Annotated in this window: 18 protein-coding genes and 1 pseudogene; 15 read left to right on the top strand and 4 right to left on the bottom strand. The window is 53.5% G+C overall.

The features are described 5' to 3' along the window. The 5 genes from AC3CHX_RS25530 (at position 1) to msrQ (ending at position 5,967) form a co-directional block, all read left to right on the top strand. Positions 1-2,154, top strand: coding sequence for a cytochrome c biogenesis protein ResB (locus tag AC3CHX_RS25530; protein ID WP_488630762.1), 2,154 nt, complete (start codon positions 1-3; stop codon positions 2,152-2,154). 116 nt (positions 2,155-2,270) lie between these two features. Further along, a complete protein-coding gene (gene ccsB / locus AC3CHX_RS25525; RefSeq protein WP_488644932.1) occupies positions 2,271-3,416 on the top strand; it encodes a c-type cytochrome biogenesis protein CcsB in 1,146 nt (381 codons plus the stop codon). Positions 3,417-3,420: 4 nt separating this feature from the next. Further along, positions 3,421-4,110: an HAD family hydrolase gene (locus AC3CHX_RS25520; protein WP_488630761.1), complete on the top strand. Its 690-nt coding sequence runs from the start codon at positions 3,421-3,423 to the stop codon at positions 4,108-4,110. A gap of 214 nt (positions 4,111-4,324) precedes the next feature. After that, positions 4,325-5,305 (top strand): protein-methionine-sulfoxide reductase catalytic subunit MsrP, encoded by a 981-nt coding sequence (gene msrP / locus AC3CHX_RS25515; RefSeq protein WP_488630760.1) that lies wholly within the window; start codon positions 4,325-4,327, stop codon positions 5,303-5,305. Next, complete coding sequence (gene msrQ, locus AC3CHX_RS25510; protein WP_488630759.1) at positions 5,305-5,967, top strand: protein-methionine-sulfoxide reductase heme-binding subunit MsrQ; 663 nt, start codon at positions 5,305-5,307, stop codon at positions 5,965-5,967. Before msrP ends, msrQ begins: the two co-directional genes overlap by 1 nt. Positions 5,968-6,037: 70 nt before the next feature. Here the strand turns inward: msrQ and lysA are convergent, their stop codons facing one another. Continuing rightward, complete coding sequence (gene lysA / locus AC3CHX_RS25505; protein WP_488630758.1) at positions 6,038-7,327, bottom strand: diaminopimelate decarboxylase; 1,290 nt, start codon at positions 7,325-7,327, stop codon at positions 6,038-6,040. A 15-nt stretch (positions 7,328-7,342) separates the two neighbouring features. Here lysA and AC3CHX_RS25500 point away from each other — a divergent pair, with 15 nt between their 5' ends. Then, positions 7,343-7,483 (top strand): hypothetical protein, encoded by a 141-nt coding sequence (locus AC3CHX_RS25500; protein WP_488644975.1) that lies wholly within the window; start codon positions 7,343-7,345, stop codon positions 7,481-7,483. A gap of 14 nt (positions 7,484-7,497) precedes the next feature. Here the strand turns inward: AC3CHX_RS25500 and AC3CHX_RS25495 are convergent. Further along, positions 7,498-7,578: pseudogene (locus tag AC3CHX_RS25495) on the bottom strand (hypothetical protein); the annotation flags it as partial. A gap of 52 nt (positions 7,579-7,630) precedes the next feature. Here AC3CHX_RS25495 and cyaY point away from each other — a divergent pair. Further along, positions 7,631-7,966 (top strand): iron donor protein CyaY, encoded by a 336-nt coding sequence (cyaY, locus tag AC3CHX_RS25490; RefSeq protein WP_488630757.1) that lies wholly within the window; start codon positions 7,631-7,633, stop codon positions 7,964-7,966. A gap of 73 nt (positions 7,967-8,039) precedes the next feature. Here the strand turns inward: cyaY and AC3CHX_RS25485 are convergent, their stop codons facing one another. Beyond that, positions 8,040-10,355, bottom strand: a complete 2,316-nt coding sequence (locus AC3CHX_RS25485) for a penicillin-binding protein 1A (RefSeq protein ID WP_488630756.1) — start codon at positions 10,353-10,355, stop codon at positions 8,040-8,042. Positions 10,356-10,819: 464 nt separating this feature from the next. Between AC3CHX_RS25485 and AC3CHX_RS25480 the strand changes: the two genes are divergently transcribed. The 8 genes from AC3CHX_RS25480 (at position 10,820) to AC3CHX_RS25445 (ending at position 19,849) form a co-directional block, all read left to right on the top strand. Continuing rightward, positions 10,820-11,899 (top strand): pilus assembly protein PilM, encoded by a 1,080-nt coding sequence (locus AC3CHX_RS25480; RefSeq protein WP_488630755.1) that lies wholly within the window; start codon positions 10,820-10,822, stop codon positions 11,897-11,899. Beyond that, entirely contained in the window at positions 11,899-12,543 is a 645-nt protein-coding gene (locus tag AC3CHX_RS25475) for a PilN domain-containing protein (protein ID WP_488630754.1), read from the top strand. The genes AC3CHX_RS25480 and AC3CHX_RS25475 overlap by 1 nt, the downstream gene beginning before the upstream one ends. Before the next feature lie 31 nt (positions 12,544-12,574). Beyond that, positions 12,575-13,234 carry a type IV pilus inner membrane component PilO gene (locus AC3CHX_RS25470; RefSeq protein WP_488630753.1) on the top strand — a complete coding sequence of 220 codons (660 nt, stop codon included), beginning with the start codon at positions 12,575-12,577 and terminating at the stop codon, positions 13,232-13,234. Continuing rightward, positions 13,231-13,779: a pilus assembly protein PilP gene (locus AC3CHX_RS25465; protein ID WP_488630752.1), complete on the top strand. Its 549-nt coding sequence runs from the start codon at positions 13,231-13,233 to the stop codon at positions 13,777-13,779. Before AC3CHX_RS25470 ends, AC3CHX_RS25465 begins: the two co-directional genes overlap by 4 nt. Then, positions 13,776-15,992, top strand: a complete 2,217-nt coding sequence (locus tag AC3CHX_RS25460; protein ID WP_488630751.1) for a type IV pilus secretin PilQ — start codon at positions 13,776-13,778, stop codon at positions 15,990-15,992. Before AC3CHX_RS25465 ends, AC3CHX_RS25460 begins: the two co-directional genes overlap by 4 nt. A 75-nt stretch (positions 15,993-16,067) precedes the next feature. Next, positions 16,068-17,837, top strand: a complete 1,770-nt coding sequence (gene aroKB / locus AC3CHX_RS25455; protein WP_488630750.1) for a bifunctional shikimate kinase/3-dehydroquinate synthase AroKB — start codon at positions 16,068-16,070, stop codon at positions 17,835-17,837. Next, positions 17,834-18,997: a deoxyguanosinetriphosphate triphosphohydrolase gene (locus tag AC3CHX_RS25450; protein WP_488630749.1), complete on the top strand. Its 1,164-nt coding sequence runs from the start codon at positions 17,834-17,836 to the stop codon at positions 18,995-18,997. Before aroKB ends, AC3CHX_RS25450 begins: the two co-directional genes overlap by 4 nt. Positions 18,998-19,150: 153 nt before the next feature. Next, on the top strand, positions 19,151-19,849 hold the full coding sequence (locus AC3CHX_RS25445) for a DUF4197 domain-containing protein (RefSeq protein WP_488630748.1): 699 nt from the start codon (positions 19,151-19,153) through the stop codon (positions 19,847-19,849). A 182-nt stretch (positions 19,850-20,031) separates the two neighbouring features. Here AC3CHX_RS25445 and hpf read toward each other — a convergent pair whose 3' ends face one another. Next, positions 20,032-20,385, bottom strand: coding sequence for a ribosome hibernation-promoting factor, HPF/YfiA family (gene hpf / locus AC3CHX_RS25440; RefSeq protein ID WP_488630747.1), 354 nt, complete (start codon positions 20,383-20,385; stop codon positions 20,032-20,034). Positions 20,386-20,471 lie beyond the last annotated feature (86 nt).

Below are 20,471 nucleotides of genomic sequence, written 5' to 3'. Positions count from 1 at the left end.
ATGCGTACCAGTAACAAAGCCATGACCAGCAGCAACGAAACTACCAGCACCGGCGGCATCCAGCTGAGGACCAAACACCGCTGGCTGGCCGAATCGGTCGAGTTAGTGTCGTCGATGCGTTTTGCCATCAGCTTGCTGACACTTATTGCGATTGCTTCCATCATAGGCACGGTACTCAAGCAAAATGAACCGATGCCGAACTACGTTAACCAGTTCGGGCCGTTCTGGTTCGATGTTTTCGCCAAACTGGGTTTGTACGCGGTTTACTCGACGTGGTGGTTCCTGCTGATCATGGGCTTTTTGGTGGTGTCGACCTCGCTCTGTATCAGCCGCAATGGTCCGAAAATGTTGAAGGACGTGCGTAGCTGGAAAGAAAATGTCCGCGAGCAGTCGTTGCGTAATTTTCATCACAAAGCTGAGTGGACTTCGGCGGCTGCGCCGGCGGCATTAACGCAGCAACTGCTGGCGCGGATTGCTGCCAAGGGTTACAAGACCAAAATCGTCCAGAAAAATAACGCCATGCTGATTACGGCGAAACAGGGCGCGGCGAATAAATGGGGTTATATATTTGCGCATAGCGCGATTGTGATTATCTGTATTGGAGGTCTGCTGGATTCCGACTTGCCAATTCGTGCACAAAAATTGATCTTCGGCAAAACACCGTTCAGTGGCAATGGCGTCATCGCGGATATCGCACAGGAGCATCGGCTTGGTTTGGGCAATCCAACCTTCCGCGGCAACACGCTGATTCCTGAAGGTGCGGCGAGCAGCACGGCCATCATTCCGCAGCAAAATGGCGTATTGATCCAAGACTTGCCATTCACGCTTCAGCTCAAGCGCTTCGTCATTGACTACTACAGCACAGGTATGCCGAAGCTGTTCGCCAGCGACGTGGTGTTGCGCGACAACGAGACTGGGGAAACCATCACTTCTACCGTCAAGGTCAATCAGCCGCTAATTTACAAGGGCATTGCGATTTATCAATCGAGCTTTGAAGATGGCGGCAGTAAATTAAGGCTCACCGCTTTCCCAATGGTCGGTGCCAAGGATGCAACCTTTCCGCTGGCGGGCGAAGTCAACGGAACGACACCGTTGAATGCCGGCGCGAATAATGAATATACGGTTGAATGGTCAGGTTTCCGTCCATTTAACGTGGAAAATATGGCGCAGCAGGGGCAGGATTTGCGGGCTGTCTCGAAGCCGAAAAGTTTTAACCAGACATTGTCCGACGACCTCGGCAAGCATATGGGGTCGGGCGCCAAAAGCGCCAACAGCAAAGAGTTAAAGAACGTTGGTCCGAGTGTCCAGTACAAGTTGCGTGACAAAACCGGGCAGGCCCGCGAATTCAGCAATTACATGCAGCCGGTGAAGGTTGATCAGGATTATGTGTTCCTGGCCGGTGTGCGTGATGTGCCGGATGAGCCGTTCCGTTATTTACGTATTCCTGCCGATGAGAATGATTCGGTCGAAGAATGGATGCGATTACGGGCGGCGTTGATGACCCCGGAAATGCGGAGCCTGGCAGCACAGCGTTATGCGCAACGGGCCATTCCTGAAAACCGCGAAGGGATTGCGACCTTGCGTGCGCAGTTGCAGCAATCATCACTGCGCGGTTTGTCATTATTTGCCGGCGACGGCAAGCAGGCCGGCTATATGGCAGTGTCAAAATTCCTGGAGCAGGTGCCAGCGCAGGAGCAGGAAAAGGCCGCGGATATTTTCATGAAAATCCTCAACGGCAGTCTGTGGGATTTGTTGCAGGTGGCGCGTGAAAAGGACGGTTTGAAAGATATGCCGGCCGATGAGAAACATGCCCGTTTCCTTCAATTGAGTACGAATGCGCTGTCGGATGCAACCTTCTATAATGCTCCGGTATACCTGCAGCTGAATGGCTTCGACGAGATCAAGGCGTCGGTATTCCAGGTGACCCGCTCACCCGGCAAGAAAGTGGTGTATTTAGGTTGCTTGTTCCTGGTTCTCGGGGTGTTTTCGATGTTATACGTACGCGAGCGTCGCTTATGGGTATGGATACGGCCAGACGGCAAAGTCGAAAGTCAGTCGCATGTGTTAATGGCCATGAGTACGCAGCGCAAGACGCTCGACTTCGAAAAAGAATTCGAAGTAATGAAAACACAACTGATGCAATCGGAAGCTTAAGTTGATGCCATGCGTAGCATGGGCGACGAGCGAATTCGTCCCTGCTTGCGCGGGAGTCAACGCAATAGGTTCAATCACGCGCGCAGCGCAGTGACAGGAACGATACGGAGAGAATGATGGAATTGACCCAAACTTATTCACCGCCAAGCGGCTTTTTCAAGCGGCGGTCGGTGCTGGACTGGCTATTTGCCATTGCGCTGGTGGCAGGTTCGCTATTTGCGCTGGAGCGCTACGGCGCGCATATGGACTATTACGAAAAAGGCGTGCTGCTCCTGGCCGCACCGACCTTCGCCCTGGTCGGCTGGAATTGGAAAGCGGTGCGCTGGCTGATGCCATTGCTGGCGGTGTTGGCGCTGTCGGCGATTGCGATGTACGGCGGTGTGCTGGACATGGCGAACAAGAAATTTTTCCTGAAATATATTCTTTCCAGCCAATCCGCGATTCTGTGGATGGGCACGCTGTTTTTCCTCTCGACGTTTTTCTATTGGGGCGGCTTGATCGCCCGTTCGGATTTCGGTTCGTCGATCGGTTCCAAGTTGTGCTGGGCTGCGGTGGTATTGGGTTTCACCGGCATGCTGGTGCGCTGGTACGAGTCGTATTTGATCGGTGCGGATATCGGTCATATCCCCATTTCCAACCTGTATGAAGTCTTTATTCTGTTCAGTCTGATTACCGCGCTGTTCTATTTATATTACGAACAACGCTATGGCACACGCCAACTCGGTGCGTTTGTCATGCTGGTGATTTCGGCTGCGGTCGGCTTTTTGCTGTGGTACACCGTTGCGCGCGATGCCGCTGAAATTCAGCCGCTGGTCCCGGCTTTGCAAAGCTGGTGGATGAAAATTCACGTACCTGCCAACTTCATTGGTTACGGTACCTTCTCCATGTCAGCCATGGTGGCGATGGCGTATCTGCTGAAATCGAACGGCTACCTGGTTGATCGTCTGCCGTCGTTGGAAGTGCTGGACGATGTGATGTACAAGGCCATCGCCGTCGGCTTCACCTTCTTTACCATCGCCACGATTCTGGGGGCGCTGTGGGCGGCTGAAGCTTGGGGCGGCTACTGGTCGTGGGATCCGAAGGAAACCTGGGCGCTGATCGTCTGGCTGAATTACGCCGCCTGGCTGCACATGCGTTTGATGAAAGGCCTGCGTGGCCGAGTTGCCGCCTGGTGGGCTTTAATCGGCCTGCTGGTGACGACCTTTGCTTTCCTCGGCGTCAATATGTTCCTGTCCGGTCTGCATTCCTACGGAGAGTTGTGATTTGATGTCTGCGCCGTTGCCTGCTAGCGCAGTGCCCCTGGTTAAACCATCGAAGAGCGCAGCAATTGAGCTGGTCATTTTCGACTCCGACGGTACTTTGGTCGATAGTGAGTTGCTGGCTGCCGAAGCGATGGTCGATTACGCCGCGGAATTCGGTGTGCAGCTTACTGCGCTGGCGGCAATGGAGCGGTTCAAGGGCGGCAAGATGGCCGACTGGGTCGCCGCCATCGAACAGCTTCGCGGCGCCGCGTTGCCAGATGCGTTTGTGCCGATTCTGCGTGAACGCACGGCTGCTTTATTACAGCAACGACTGCAGCCGATAGAGGGTGCGCTGGAACTGGTGCGGGCCCTGAAAATACCGTTCTGTCTGGCCTCGAATGGGCCGCGTGAAAAAATCGAGTTGTGTCTCGGTGTTACCGGTTTGTTACCGTATTTCGATCGGCGGATTTTTAGCGCTTATGAACTGGGTATGTGGAAGCCTGCGCCTGATTTGTTTTTACATGCTGCCGAGCGGATGGGCGTGATGCCATCGCGTTGCGCCGTGGTTGAAGACAGTGTGCCCGGCGCTCTGGCCGGGGTTGCTGCCGGAATGCGTGTGTTTGCATTGCAGGCCGGCGCTGTCGAGCCAGGCATGCCAACGCAAGCAACGGTGATTACACGATTGGCAGAATTACACGACCACATTGGTCATTAGTCCGAGCGCCAGCTCTGGCGGATAAGTTGTTTTCTTCTTTCATGAAATTCGGTGTTCCTTTGCGCTCCGACCCGCATCTGTAGCGTAATTTTTTGCGTATAAGCAATAAGCGTTGTAAGGATTGACGATGTCGGGCGACCAACGGCCATATATGTTCGCAACCACCGTAGCAGCCTGACATGCTACGTTTTACCGAATTTCACTGGAGAGTCGCTTGTTGATCCGCCGCAGCCAAAACGTCATTGATCTCCCCCATGCCTCTGAAATCACGCCGCGCGCAGTGTTTGAATCGCGCCGCAGTTTTATGCGACAACTGGCGCTTGGCTCGATTGCCACCGGTTCGATGCTGGAGCTGGGCACGCATCAAGCTTTGGCGCAGAACCCGGCTGCCCAAAAGCTGGCCGCCAAGGCCAATCCCGCCTTCGTCGTGATGGATAAGGCGACACCGTACAAAGACGCCACCACCTACAACAATTACTACGAATTCGGTACCGACAAGTCTGATCCTGCGCAAAACGCCGCCAGCCTCAAAACCAAACCCTGGAGCGTGTCGATTGAAGGGGAAGTCAAGAAGCCGATGATCCTTGATCTCGACACCCTGATGAAATTGGCGCCGCTGGAAGAACGGATTTACCGACTGCGTTGTGTTGAAGGCTGGTCGATGGTGATTCCATGGATCGGCTATTCGCTATCGGCACTGATCAAAAAAGTCGAGCCGACGGGTAACGCCAAATATGTCGAATTCACGACGCTGGCCGACAAGAAACAAATGCCAGGCTTGCGCAGCCCGGTGCTCGAGTGGCCATATGTTGAAGGCCTGCGCATGGACGAGGCTATGCACCCGCTGGCGCTGCTGACGTTCGGCATGTATGGTGAAGTACTGCCTAACCAGAGCGGCGCACCGGTACGCATGGTGTTGCCTTGGAAATATGGGTTCAAATCGGCCAAGTCTATCGTCAGGATTCGTTTCCTGAAGGAGCAACCGAAGACCGCCTGGAATCTGACAGCGGCCAACGAATACGGCTTCTATTCCAACGTCAATCCGGGCGTCGATCATCCACGTTGGTCGCAGGCCACTGAACGCCGTATTGGCGAGGACGGTTTTTTCACCAAGAAGCGCAAGACCTTGATGTTCAACGGTTACAACGACGTTGCTTCGTTATATACCGGCATGGACTTAAAGAAGTTTTTCTGATGTTTAATCCAAGTCCCAAACAATTCCGTATTCTGAAAGCCACGCTGTTTGTGTTGGCCCTGCTTCCCTTTGTCCGGCTGGCTGTGTGTGCGTTGACCGCGCAACTGGGCGCAAATCCGATCGAGTTCATTACTCGCAGCACCGGTGACTGGACGCTTTACTTCTTGTGCATCACGCTGGCGGTGACACCACTAAGACGATTCACAAAGTGGAACTGGCTGATCAAATTACGCCGCATGCTGGGTTTGTTTACCTTTTTTTACGTCGCATTGCACTTCACCACGTTTCTCTGGTTCGACCACTTCTTTGATGTTGCAGAAATGCTGAAAGACGTCTACAAACGACCATTCATTACGGTTGGCTTTATTGCCTTCGTGCTGCTGATTCCGCTGGCGGCCACGAGTACCAACGGCATGATCAAACGTTTTGGCGGCAAGCGCTGGCAATGGCTCCATCGCACTGTGTATTTGATTGCGATGCTCGGCATTCTACATTTCTGGTGGATGCGCGCAGGGAAGCACAACTTCGAAAAGCCGATAGTGTTCGGCACGCTGGTGGGTGCGCTGCTGCTGGTGCGGGTGTATTGGTACCTGAGGCAAAAACGCAGTGCGGGCGGACTCCAGGCGGGAGCTATGCAAAAGCGTCAGGTGGCGTCGAGCTAATGAAATGCAATTGGGCACGGAATTCTTACCGTGCCCAATTTTTACCGAAGCAATATCAGTATGCTGGCGCTTAAGGCAACGTCGATTCCAGTGCAAACAAATCACGCGCATCTTCACGTTTGCGTATCAAGTGCACGCGGTCGCCATCGACCATCACTTCGGCCGCACGGCCGCGGGTGTTGTAGTTGGATGCCATGGTCATGCCATACGCACCTGCCGACAGGAACGCCAGCAAGTCGCCTGGTTCGACCGCGAGGGTGCGTGCACGTGCCAGCCAGTCGCCGGACTCGCAAATCGGCCCCACCACGTCATAGGTATGGCTGCTGGCACCGGGGTTCTGCTGTAAAACGGCCTGGACGCCATGCCATGCCTCGTACATTGCCGGACGCATCAAGTCATTCATTGCCGCATCAACTACCGCAAAATTCTTGCTGGCGCCGTATTTCAGATATTGAATTTCGGTTAGCAGAATACCGGCATTGCCGACAATCGAGCGGCCTGGCTCAAACATTACTTTGAGTGGCACACCTTGATATTTTTCCTGGCGCCAGGCGTCGATGCGGGCGAATAAACGCTGCAGATAGGCGCTCACCGCGACCGGCTTTTCGTCATCGTAGGTGATGCCGATACCGCCGCCAATGTCCAGGTGATGCAGATGTATATCTTCGCTTGCCAATTGGTCTATCAGTTCGATCACCTTGTCCAGCGCCTCCAGCAACGGCGCGTCGTCCAGCAATTGCGAGCCGATATGGCAGTCTATGCCAGCCACTTCGATGTGCGGCAGCGTGGCAGCGGTACGATAGCAGGACAGCGCATCTTCATAGGCAACACCGAATTTGTTGTCCTTGAGGCCGGTCGAAATGTACGGATGGGTTTTAGCGTCGACATTCGGGTTGACGCGCAACGAAATTGCCGCACGCTTTCCCATCTCGCCGGCTACCTGATTGAGTCGATGCAGTTCCGGGATCGATTCAACGTTAAAGCATAAAATGTCGTGCGACAGCGCCAGACGCATTTCGTCGCGGCTTTTGCCGACGCCTGAAAAGATCACCTTGCGTGGATCGCCGCCAGCGGCCAGTACGCGCAACAATTCGCCGCCAGAGACGATGTCGAAGCCGGAGCCAAGTTGGTTCAGTACTTGCAATACTGCCAGATTGGAGTTGGATTTGACCGAATAGCAAACCAGCGTATCAGCCTGGTCGCGGCCACCCGCGGTGCAGGCGTTGGCGTATGCCGAAAAATGATCAACCAGCGCCGCTTTGGAGTAGACGTAGGTCGGCGTGCCAAACTGTTGAGCGATATTGGACAGTGGCGTGTTTTCGGCGTGCAGTACACCGTTTTGATACGAAAAATAGGACATGAGGAAGTTGATTATTTGTTGGCAGGTGGTGTCGGGACGCTCGGCATTGCCGGCGAGTCTGATGTGGTATCGGAGGTTGTATCTTTTGTCGCTTTCGGCGGCACCGATGCGGGAGCCGCGGGTTTGGTCGCCAGCGGCGGTATTTTCGGCATGTAAAGCGGTCCTTTTTGACCGCAGGCGGCCAGCAGGAGCGAGAATGCAAGCGTGCTACCAATTATTGCTACGCGGGGCAAATCAAATGATGGTTTCACGGATTAGAATCACTGTGTAAGTTTAACGAAATGGAATGGATTGGAGTTTAGCATGACAGAATCAGAATTCCTGGCTGCGGCCGAGGCTACTTTGGGCGCGCTCGAGGCGGCACTGGAGCGCGCCAACGACAATGACGAACTGGACGTCGAATGTAGTCGTAAAGGCAACGTGCTGGAAATCGAGTTCATCGACAACGGCTCGAAGATCATCGTAAATAGCCAGGCCCCTATGCAGGAACTATGGATTGCTGCCAAATCAGGTGGTTTTCACTACAAATTGCAAGGCGGCGTATGGCGCAATACACGCGATGATTCAGAATTCTTTGCTGCGCTATCGACGATGGTCAGCGAACAGGGGGGCGCCAAGCTGGAACTGCAAGCGGGATAAGGGCACTTCAGGCTGGTTGAAAATATATCGGGAGTATATTTTCAACGCTTGCTCAAGATGTTTTTTTGCTAGGCTAGAACAATTCGTTCTTGACTTCGTCCCGTGCTTTTTCTTCTGCATGATGAGCGTCGCTGCTACCGCCGCCAAGACTTTGCGTGCCGGTACCGGGTGGATATTCAGCGTAATAATATTCAGTGCCGCTGTGGATCAGGCCTTCCGGCACTTCGCGCTCGGTGGTCGGCAGCCCTTTCAAGGCTTTTTCCATATATTCGATCCAGATCGGCAACGCCAGGCCGCCGCCAGTCTCACGGTCACCCATATTTTTCGGCTGATCGTAACCCATCCAGGTGACCGCCACCAGAGTTGGCTGATAGCCGGCGAACCAGGCATCCATTGAGTCATTGGTGGTACCGGTTTTGCCGGCCAGATCGGTGCGCTTCAGCGCCATCGCTTTGACGCCAGTGCCGTAACGCACAACATCTCTCAACATGCTGTCCATCAAAAATGCGTTGCGTGGATCGATGACGCGACTGTCTTCTTCGCCAGCTTTGGCGGGATGTGCTTCCGCCAGCACCTGGCCGTTCGCATCCGTGATCTTGCTGATCAGATACGGGCTGGTTTTATATCCGCCATTGGCAAAGACTGCATACCCCGCCGCCAGTTGCAAAGGTGTGACGGCACCGGCGCCAAGTGCCAGCGTCAGATAAGGCGGATTCTTGTCAGGATCGAAACCGAAGCGGGTGGCGTATTCCTGTCCGTACTGTGCGCCAATCTTATCGAGAATGCGGACCGACACCATGTTCTTGGATTTGGTCAGCGCTTTGCGCATCGTCATCGGGCCTTCATATTTGTCGCCATAGTTTTTCGGCTGCCATACTTGACCACCGGTCTGACCGCCGCCGAAACTGATCGGTGCATCGTTGATGATGGTCGCGGGCGACAAGCCTTTTTCCAGCGATGCCGAATAAATGAATGGCTTGAATGACGAGCCAGGTTGGCGCCATGCCTGTGTCACATGATTGAATTTGTTGCGATTGAAATCAAAACCGCCAATCAATGCACGAATAGCGCCGTCGCTGGTGCTGGTTGACACCAACGCCGATTCGACCGCCGGCATCTGCGTGATGTTCCAGGTTTTTCCTTCTTGCATGACGCGAATGATGGCACCGGGTTTGACTTTGCGTTGCGGTGGCGCTTTGTCGCTGAGCAGGTTGGTGGCAATGCTCAGGCCGCTGCCGGTGATCGTGATTTCCTCGCCGGAAGACAGCACCGCGCGTACGCTTTTAGGGCCGGCGTCCAGTACCACGGCAGCAACGATTTCATCGCTGTCGGGATGGTCAGCCAGTTCGACTTCGATGGCGTCATCCATTTGTTCCTTCGACCCGGTCGGAATCGTCATGTAGCCCTCAGGACCACGGTAGCCACGTCGTTTATCGTAGTTCATGACGCCGCGTCGCAGCGCAAAATAAGCGGCATCCTGGTCGGCCTTGGTGATCGTGGTGAAGACATTTAAGCCGCGGGTATAAGTAGCGTCCTTAAACTGGTCGTAGACCATTTGACGCGCCATTTCAGAGACATATTCAGCATGAATGCCAAATTCGGTTGCGCCGGTTTTCAGGCGCAGAGGCTCGTTTTTGGCTTGCTCGTATTGTTCTTTGGTGATGTAGCCCAATTGTTGCATACGCAACAAAATATACTGTTGACGCGCTACAGCACGCTTGGGATTGACAATCGGATTGTTGGCCGACGGTGCTTTCGGCAAGCCGGCCAGCATCGCGGCTTCGGCAATGCTGAGGTCTTGCAGTTTTTTGCCAAAATAAACCTGCGCGGCTGAGGCAAAACCGTAGGCCCGCTGCCCCAGATAGATCTGGTTCATGTAGACCTCGAGAATTTGATCTTTCGTCAAATTCTGTTCGATTTTCCAGGCTAACGGTATTTCGTAGAGAAATTTACGCGAGGCCTTTTGCAAGAACGTCGGTTCGTTGCTGGTAAGGAAAAAGTTGCGCGCAACCTGTTGCGTGATGGTGCTGGCGCCGCCGCCGCCGCCGGTCAGATTAGAAAACGTCGCGCGTAGGATGCCTTGATAGTCGACCCCGCCATGCTGATAAAAACGGTCATCTTCAATCGCCAGAACCGCTTTTTTGACGACGTCCGGAATGTCGTTAATGCGCACCAAACTACGCCGTTCTTCGCCAAACTCGCCAATAAGAACGCCATCTGCTGAAAAAATGCGAAGCGGGATCTTGGGGCGATAGTCGGTGAGTGAATCGAGTGCCGGCAAGTTGGGCCAAGCCATTGCCAGCATGAAGCCGAATGTCAGCGCAGCTATCACCAGCAAACCGGCGAGCAAGCCGAAAAAACCGAAAAACAGCCTTAAAGCCAATGGCATGCGCCGCCGCGGAGTGGGCGCTGACGGAGGATTGCTAGGGTTCGAATCTGAAACGGGAGGCGTCATGCGAGGTGTTGAGGTATCGATAATGATGCTTCGCATTATAGCGGCACGGATTGAGGCTCAAAACTTGCAAATCCGTGAATATGTTTTTTGATTTATATGTTCGTGGCTAATTCCAGACAGAAAGCGCACAAGATATGTCGCATAAACGTCTATTCACATTGACGACTATTTACCATAGATGCGGATTAAATTGGATGTTGGTGGCGCAACATTTAGTCAATTGCTTACAGGTAAATTTCTTTACAGCATGATCTGGTTGTTGTTACGATTTCATATCTAATAATATAGCAAACGAGGTTGTGGACATTTTAACAACAAATCAGGCCCGCAAAGACGACAATTGGACTGAATGATTGGCGAAATGTTCCCGAAAAAATACTCTCACCGGAGATGCGCTCTTGGTATTAGATCTTGGATCATTATTTGGCAAAAAGAACCCGCCGTTAGTGGGTATTGATATCAGTGCCTCGAGCGTCAGGCTAGTGGAGTTATCGGAGGCAGGGAAGGACCAGTTAAAGCTTGAGCGATATGCCTCAGAGCCATTGCCGCGCGGCGCCGTGGTGGACGGCAATATCGAAAATATCGAGCTGGTATCGGAAGTGGTGCGGCGGCTCTGGAAAAAAAGCGGTGCGAGCACCAAGAACGTCGCGCTGGGAATGCCGTCGGCATCGGTGATTACCAAAAAGATCATTTTGCCTGGCGGTATGAGCGAGGACGAACTGGAAATACAGGTTGAGTCAGAGGCCAATCAGTACATTCCTTTCGCGCTGGACGAGGTCAGTCTTGATTTTGACGTGATTGGCCCGGCACAACAGTCACCTGATGACGTTGAAGTGTTGCTTGCGGCCACTCGCAAGGAAAAAGTCGAAGATCGTGTGGCGGTTGTGGAAGCTGCGGGCCTCAAGCCGATGGTAATGGATATCGAATCTTATGCCGCGCGCGGTGCCATCAATCGCATTATCGCGCAATTGCCCCAGGCTGGGCAGGGCCAGATTGTCGGGCTATTTCAAATCGGCGCACAAACCACCCACGTTTCCGCTCTGCTGGACGGGCAACTTATCTATGAACGCGAACAACCCTTCGGCGGTCATCAGCTGACGCAGGACATCATCCGTGCTTATGGTTTGTCTTATGAGGAAGCCGACAGCAAAAAACGCACCGGTGATTTGCCTGAGAATTATCAGCAAGAGATACTCAATCCGTTTCTGGAGAGCGCGGCGGTCGAGCTCACCCGGGCGATTCAATTTTTTTTCACGTCAACGCCGTATACGCGCATCGACCAACTATTCCTGGCCGGTGGTTGCGCCATCATTCCCGGCATGGTGGAAGCGGTGGCTGGGCGCGCCAAGATTTCAACCTCGGTAGTCAGTCCATTCACAGGCATGCAACTGGCCTCCAACGTGCGCGAAAAGCAGCTACGGATTGACGCGCCGTCGTATCTGGTTGCGTGTGGTTTAGCAATGCGGAGATTCGGCTGATGATTAAAATTAATCTGCTGCCCCATCGTGAAGAAAAACGTAAGCAGCGCAAGAATGCTTTTTTTGCCATGCTGGCGCTGTCAGCGACTGTCGGATTGCTCGTGGTGCTGGCTGTCGGCGCTTTCTTTGCGAATAGCATTTCCAATCAAAACCAACGCAATCAGTTCATCACACAAGAAAATAAGCGCCTGGATGGGGAAATCACAGAAATCGCCAGCCTCAAGCAGGAGATCGACTCTCTCAAGGCGCGTCAACAGGCGGTTGAGGATTTGCAAAGCGATCGCAATCAACCGGTGTACTTGATGGACGAGTTGGTCAAACAGGTACCGGAAGGTATTTACCTGCGTGGTTTTAAGCAGGATGGCCAACGTGTTGCTCTGAACGGCTACGCGCAATCCAATGAACGGGTTTCTGAATTGCTGCGCAATCTGAGCAATAACTCGCCGTGGCTGGAACGTCCCGACTTGATTGAAATTCGTTCCGCCAATCTTGGGACCGGGAAGGACAGCAAACGGGTGTTCGATTTCACCGTCAATGTCGGTATTAAGCGACCTAGTGACAGTGCCCCCGGTGCGGCAGCCAAAAATGCAGGCGCTGCAGTGATCAGCACAAGCGTCGCCGCTCCAGTAACCGCCGCCAAGTAGCGCAGAGCAGCCTTGATATGAGAGATGCACGATGACGGATTTGAAAGAATTGAACGCTGCACTCAGCGCCCAGTTTCGCGGGCTGAAGGGACGTCACCCAGGGCAGTGGCCTATCGTTCCGCGCAGCTTGTGCGGAGCGGGTGTGTTGTTGCTGGTGATGGTGCTCGGCTGGTTTTTCTATTGGAGCGATCAGCAGAATGAACTCGCGAGTGGTGAACAGCAAGAGTTGAAGCTAAAAGAAGAATACAAAAGCAAAATTCAGCAGGCAATTAATCTGGAAGGTTTGCGCAAGCAAAAGAAGCAGGTTGCTGAATACGTCGTCACGCTTGAAAAGCAATTGCCGAGCAAGGCCGAAATGGACGCGTTGCTCTCCGATATTAACCAGGCAGGCTTGGGCAGAGGATTGCAGTTCGAATTGTTCAAGCCTGGGCAAGTCGTAGTGAAAGATTATTACGCCGAGTTGCCGATTGATATCAAGGTGACTGGCGGCTATCACGACGTTGGTTCATTCACCAGCGATATCGCCAATTTGCCGCGTATCGTCACGCTTAATAATATGAGTCTGAGCACCGGCAAGGATGGCATGCTGACATTGGAGGCCGTCGCCAAGACCTTCCGCTATCTGGATCCGGATGAAGTGGCGGCGCAACGCAAAGTCTCCGATGCGACCAAGCAGAAAGGCAAAAAATGATCGACTTTCGTATTGGCCGCTTGGTCCGGGTGCCGGTCGTTTTCTTGCTGCTGTCGACATTGTCGGGGTGCGGTGATAGCGGTGTGCAAGAGGTCAGGGAGTGGATTACGGATGTCAAAGCACACACGCACGTGTTGATTTCCAAGCTGACCGAACCAAAAAAATTTATTCCTTTTGTATATGCCGGCAAGACCAGCATCGATCCATTCAATGCCAACAAGTTGCTGGTGGTGTTGGCCAAAATGCAGGCTAACTCGAATGGCTTGAAGCCAAATCTCGAGCGTCGGCGGGAAGCTTTGGAAAGTTATCCTCTGGACACTGTCACGATGGTCGGCACTTTACAAAAAGTTGGTTTGAGTTATGCATTGCTGCAAATTGACAAGACGGTATTCCAGGTCAAGGTGGGTAACTATGTCGGGCAGAATTTCGGCATGATTACCCGCATCAGCGAGACCGAAGTAAATCTAAAAGAAATCGTACAAGATGCGTCCGGCGAATGGGTCGAGCGCGAAGCCAAGTTAGCTTTGCAGGAGAGCAAAAAATGAGTGCAGAAACGGGTGCAGCAAGGGGAATAGTCAGGGCGCCATTCGCATGCCTGAATGTGATTCGTCACAAAGCGTTAATGGCGGCAGCACTGGTTTTGCTAGTCGCTTTTGGACGTCCTGCGATGGCGGACGACAACGTGATTACGTCGATTAGCGCCAATCATCAAGGTGCTAACACCATAGTGACGATTCATCTCAAAAAGCCGCTGAGCGCGCTACCGACGGGGTTTGCGATTGTCAGTCCGGCCCGGATTGCGCTGGATTTCCCCGGTGTTGGGAATGCGACCGGCAAGACAGTGCAGGACGTGAGTTTGGGCGATGTGCGCAATGTGATTGTTGCGCAGAGTGACGATCGTGCGCGCCTGGTCTTTAATCTCAAGCGGCCGTTAAATTATGCCTTGGCAATGGAGGGGAGCGCAGTCGTCGTGACGATTGATGGCTCGGGTGGGGTCGCAACGGCAGTGAATTCGGTCGGTGTGCCCATCGCCCCTGCCGCCGTGTTAGCGTCGACTTCAACGCCGGCAAAAGCGACGCCAGTGGCATATCCTTCAGCCGCCATGCAAGACGGTAAACCGGCGTTGCGCGATATCGATTTCCGCCGTGGCAGCACTGGCGAAGGACGCATTGTGGTCGACCTGCCGAGCAAGCAAGTGGTGGTTGACGTGCGACAACAAGGTCAATCGATTGTGGTCGATTTCATCAAGACAAGTTTGCCCGCGGCATTGCGCCGCAAACTGGATGTCGGTGATTTCGGCACGCCGGTACGCACTATCACGACCATGGCGCAGGGTGAAAATGTGCGCATGGTAATCGAGCCGAAAGGCCTGTGGGAACACAGCGCCTATCAAAGTGACTCCCAACTGGTGATTGAGGTCAAACCGATTAAGGAACAACCGAATAAATTAGGGCAGGGCGTACGGAATTATCGTGGCGACAAACTTTCACTGAATTTCCAGAACGTCGAACTGCGTGCGGTATTACAGGTGATCGCTGATTTTACCGGTTTGAACATCATTACCAGCGATACCGTCAGTGGCAATCTGACACTGCGCCTGAAAGACGTGCCATGGGATCAGGCGCTGGATATCGTCATGCAATCCAAAGGACTGGACATGCGCAAGAACGGCTCGGTAATCTGGATCGCGCCGAGAGATGAGTTGCTGACCAAGGAGAAACTGGAACTCGAGCAACGCGCCCAGATTGCCGATCTGGAGCCACTGCGCACCGAGTCGTTCCAACTGAACTATCAAAAGGCAGATGCGTTCAAAAAAGTTTTCGGCATCAGTGACGATGGCGGTAGCGGTGGCGACAAAAAGAACAGCATTTTGTCCAAGCGTGGCAGCGCCGTAATCGATCCACGGACCAACCAATTGTTCATTACCGATACGCCGACTGTATTGGAAAATATTCGTGGTCTGGTCACGAAGATCGATATTGCTTCACGCCAGGTTTTGATCGAGGCACGCATGGTCGAGGCGAATGACGGCTTCAGCCGTAACCTCGGCGCCAAGCTTGGGTTTGGCTTTAGTAGCGCGAATGTCGCAGCTGGCGGTCAGCAAGCGGCATCCACGACAACATCGACAGGAGGAACAGCAGCAACCATTCCCGCTCTCGGACAGAGTGCCGTGAATTTGCCTGCGGCTCCTAGCACTGGTACCGCAGGTTCCGTGGCGTTGACCCTGTTCAATGCCGCAGCATCCAAATTCATCAGTCTTGAATTGTCGGCGCTGGAAGCGGATGGGCAAGGCAAGATTATCTCGAGTCCGCGGGTGGTAACGGCGGATCAACAGAAAGCCTTGATTGAACAGGGGACGGAAATCCCTTATCAAAACGCTACTAGCAGCGGCGCGACTTCGGTTGAGTTCAAGAAAGCAAATCTGAAGCTGGAGGTAACGCCGCAAATCACACCGGACGGAAACGTTATCTTGACGGTCGACGTGACGAATGACAGCGTTGGCGCGGTCGTTCCCGGCGGTGTTTCGATCAATACCAAGCATGTCCAAACCCAGGTTCAGGTTGAAAATGGCGGAACGGTGGTCATCGGCGGTATTTATACTCAGACAAGTTCAAATGATGTTAATAAAGTGCCACTGCTTGGAGATATTCCGGTTCTGGGTTATCTTTTCAAACAAACGGCAGTTGTTAGTAAAAGAACTGAATTATTGATTTTCTTGACACCGAAAGTCGTCATTGACCGGATCGCTGGGCATTAATTGCACAGGGGCACCGGTTATACGCCGGTGTCTGCATTTGCGCAAAAGGTTAAGTGGTGAAATGGTACGGTGTACATGAAAGGGAATATTTTTCTGGTCGGCCTGATGGGCGCGGGCAAGACCACGGTTGGCCGTGCTCTGGCGAAGAAACTCAATAAACTGTTCATCGATTCGGACCATGAGATCGAGGCGCGTACCGGCGCTTCGATTCCGTTGATTTTCGAAATTGAAGGGGAGGCGAGTTTCCGCCAGCGTGAAGCTGAAGTGATCCGGGATCTCACCGCACGTCAGAATATTGTGCTGGCAACAGGCGGCGGCGCCATCCTGGATCCGGACAACCGGGCTTTTCTGAAAAGCCGCGGCACCGTTATTTACTTGCGTACCAGCGTTCATCATATTCTGCAGCGTACCGGCCGCGATAAAAATCGCCCCTTGTTGCAAACGGCAGACCCGCGCCGGCGGCTTGAAGAACTGTCGCGTCAGCGCGATCCCCTGTATCGTGAAATTGCCGATATCATTATCGATACAGGACGGCCTAACGTACAATTTCTGGTGCAAAGCATTTTGTCTCAGCTTGATATGACGCGTATCAACGCCGATGTGCCGCTTGATGCGGCAATGGATCTTGCAAAAACCGCCGCCAACCTCAGCGCTACTTCTGCCGATAGCAGCAATACCATTCCAATCGAATTTCCTATGACTCAGCAAAAATCGTTCAATTCGTCAGCTGGCACGGCCGCCTCCACACCCTCAATCAGCTTGCGGGTCGAACTGGGTGAGCGCAGCTATCCGATCGAGATCGGGCAAGCGCTGCTGGCGGATGGCGATCGGATTGCGCGACTGATCAAAGGCAAGCAAGTCGCTATCGTGACGAATACCGTAGTGGCGCCGCTGTATCTTGCGGGTTTGCGGGCAGCGCTGCTGGCAGCAGGCAAGAAGGTGACTGAAATCATTCTGCCGGATGGCGAGGAAGAAAAAAACTGGGCCAGCCTGATGGTGATTTTTGACCGCTTGCTGGCAGAAAAATGCGACCGCAAAACCACCTTGGTCGCACTCGGCGGCGGCGTCATTGGCGATCTGACCGGTTATGCGGCGTCAGCGTATATGCGCGGCGTGCCGTTCGTACAAATTCCGACGACTTTGCTGGCGCAGGTTGATTCTTCCGTCGGGGGTAAAACCGGCATTAATCATCCGCTTGGCAAAAACATGATCGGCGCGTTCTACCAGCCACAGGCGGTGATCGCCGATACCATGACTTTGCAAACGCTACCTGAGCGCGAATTGTCTGCCGGCCTGGCAGAAGTGATTAAATATGGCGCTGTCATCGACGCGTCATTCTTCGACTGGCTGGAAGCGAATATCGGCAAATTGATGGCGCGTGACAGCGCCGCGCTGGCATATGCGATTCAGCGTTCATGTGAAATCAAAGCGGATGTGGTGCGACAGGATGAACGCGAAGGCGGCTTGCGCGCCATTCTGAATTTTGGTCACACGTTCGGCCATGCAATCGAATCCGGCCTCGGCTATGGCGTATGGCTGCACGGCGAAGCGGTTGGTTGCGGCATGATCATGGCGGCTGACCTGTCGCATCGTTTGGGTTACATTGATGCCGTCGCGCTTGAACGCGTCAGCGCGCTGGTACAAGCCGCCGGCTTGCCGGTTGTCGCACCGGATCTTGGTGCTGCGCGTTGGCTGGAGTTGATGCAGATCGACAAGAAAAACGAAGACGGTCAAATCAAATTCATTTTGATGAACCCGCTAGGAGCATCCCTGGTCACCACGGCGCCCCAGGAAGCAGTGCTGGCAACGATACAACACCTGGCTACTGGTCCTGCCCCACGATGAATGCAGAAACGTCTCTCGCCCCGTATGCTGCCCACTCAGCGACATCGCGAGGACGTTTGTTCGGCGAGACGGCACCCAATACGCGCACAGAGTTCCAGCGCGACCGCGATCGCATCGTGCATTGCACCGCATTTCGTCGACTTGAATACAAGACCCAGGTGTTCGTGAATCACGAAGGCGATTTGTTCCGCACGCGTCTTACACACAGCATAGAAGTCGCTCAAATCGCGCGTTCGATCGCGCGCAATCTGCAATTGAATGAAGATCTGGTGGAGGCGATTGCGCTAGCCCACGATCTCGGTCACACGCCGTTCGGCCATGCCGGCCAGGATGCTTTGAACGCCTGCATGATGCATTTCGGTGGTTTCGAACATAATCTGCAAAGCCTGCGGCTGGTCGACAAGCTGGAGCAGCGCTACGGCGCGTTCGACGGCTTGAATCTGATGTTCGAAACACGTGAGGGCATACTCAAGCATTGTTCTGTGGCCAACGCCAAAAGACTCGGTGATATCGGCCAGCGTTTTATCCAGCGCAAGCAGCCGACGCTGGAAGCGCAGGTCGCCAATCTGGCCGATGAAATTGCCTACAACAATCACGATATCGACGATGGCTTGCGTTCCGGTCTGCTGTCGCTGGAGCAGATGATGCAAATTGATTTCTTTGCACGTCACAACCGTGAGGTCGAAACAATCTTTCCCGGTCTGAGTGGTCGTCGTGCGATCAATGAAACGGTGCGGCGCATGATCAATGCATTGATCAACGATCTGATCGAAACGTCGCGCCAACGCATCCTGGCTGCGCAGCCGAAAACCGTCGAAGACGTGCGGGATGCCGCGCCACTCATTGCTTTCTCGGAGCTGATGACGCGCGAGGCGGCCGAGCTGAAGCGCTTTCTGCGTGAGAATCTGTATCGCCACTATCTGGTCAATCGGATGACCAGCAAGGCGCGCCGCATTATAGTCGAGTTGTTTGACTGTTTTGTCGGCGAGCCGAGCCTGCTGCCACCGGATTATCAATTGGCGCAGCAGGACAGTACGGCGCAGGCGGCCCATGCGCAATTACAAGCGCGTCAGGTCGCCGATTATATTGCCGGCATGACAGACCGCTATGCGATACGCGAACATCGACGGCTGTTTTTGGTCGATGAAGGTCATCTGTAATTGCTTCGAAACGCCGCACCCGCTTGCGCCAGGCGCTTCAGATACAGCGGCCAAGCAAGCCTGTGGGTATTTGATACCGCCCCGTATTTTCGTACGTCACATGGTGGATGACGCTACGCTCATCCGCTCTACTTTTTCTATAAAGGATCAGTCATGAAATTTTTCTCTCAACCTACACTGAGCCTGGGACTGACGATCTCATTGACCGCGTCCACGGCGTTGGCTTTTTCGCTGGCCGATTTGAGCAATCGGGACGCCAGTGCCGGACTGAAAGCAGCGCTTGAGAAAGGCGCGACCGTCGCGGTCTCCAAACTCGGCGTTGAAAATGGATTTCTGAATAACGACAAAGTAAAAATTGAATTGCCAGGCCTGCTGGAGCAGGCTCGCCCACTCTTGAGAATGACGGGCAAGGGGCAGCAATTGGACGATCTGGTGGTATCGATGAATCACGCGGCAGAGTCTGCTGTGCCGTTGGCCAAGCCATTATTGCTGAATGCGGTGAAATCCATGTCGGTCACGGATGCGAAAAATATTCTGAGTGGCGGCGATACGTCGGTCACTGATTTTTTCAGAGAGAAAACTGCTGCGCCATTGAGTGTGAAATTCCTGCCTATGGTGAAGCAAATTACCGATCGTAACGGTGTCTCGGCGCAATACAACGCGACCATGGGATTGGTTGGCAAAACAGGTCTGGTGCCAGGACAAGCTGCGACGGTTGAAGGTTATGTCACGCAACGTGCGCTGGATGGCTTGTTTTACATGATAGGCGAGGAAGAAAAGGCGATTCGTCGCGATCCGATTGGTACCGGCAGTGCGATTATCGGCAAGGTATTCGGTGCGATGAAGCAATGATGGACTGAATCGGGGCCATATTTGTCGGGCTGATCGGACCATCAAACATTACGCCCGCAAATGACTTCCACCAATAACAAAGGGCGCATTGACTGCGCCCTTGCTCATTTGTCAGTATAGAATTTTCTCAATCAGTTTATTGAGCGGATTCTTGCGTTGACGGGTTCAGAGAACCGCTACCATCACGTCGCTGCGACCGGTAATTCCTCGGGCAGATGCTTAATCGCGTCGTGTTGGTGGTTTTGCATTTTGTCCTTATATTTGATCACTTGACGATCGAGCTTGTCGATCAGTAAATCAATGGCAGCGTAAAGGTCATGCGCAATGCTCTCGGCATGCAGGTCTTTGCCTTTAACGCGCAGATTAATTTCAGCTTTTTGGCGTTTTTCTTTCTCGGTGATTTTGTCGATTGTCAGGATCACACTGATATCGATGACCTGATCGAAGTGGCGTTTGATACGCTCCAGTTTGTTTTGCACGTGTTCGCGAATGGCGGGAGTTACGTCGAGGTGATGCCCACTAATTGTGAAGTTCATACAGCGCTCCTATCAAATGTGTCGTTGGCGGTTCGGACTCCGGGTGATCAACTCACGCTGAATCGATCAGTCAGAACACAACGACG

This window comes from Glaciimonas sp. OK215 (assembly GCF_057787885.1).
This window is presented reverse-complemented; position numbering and strand designations above follow the sequence as displayed.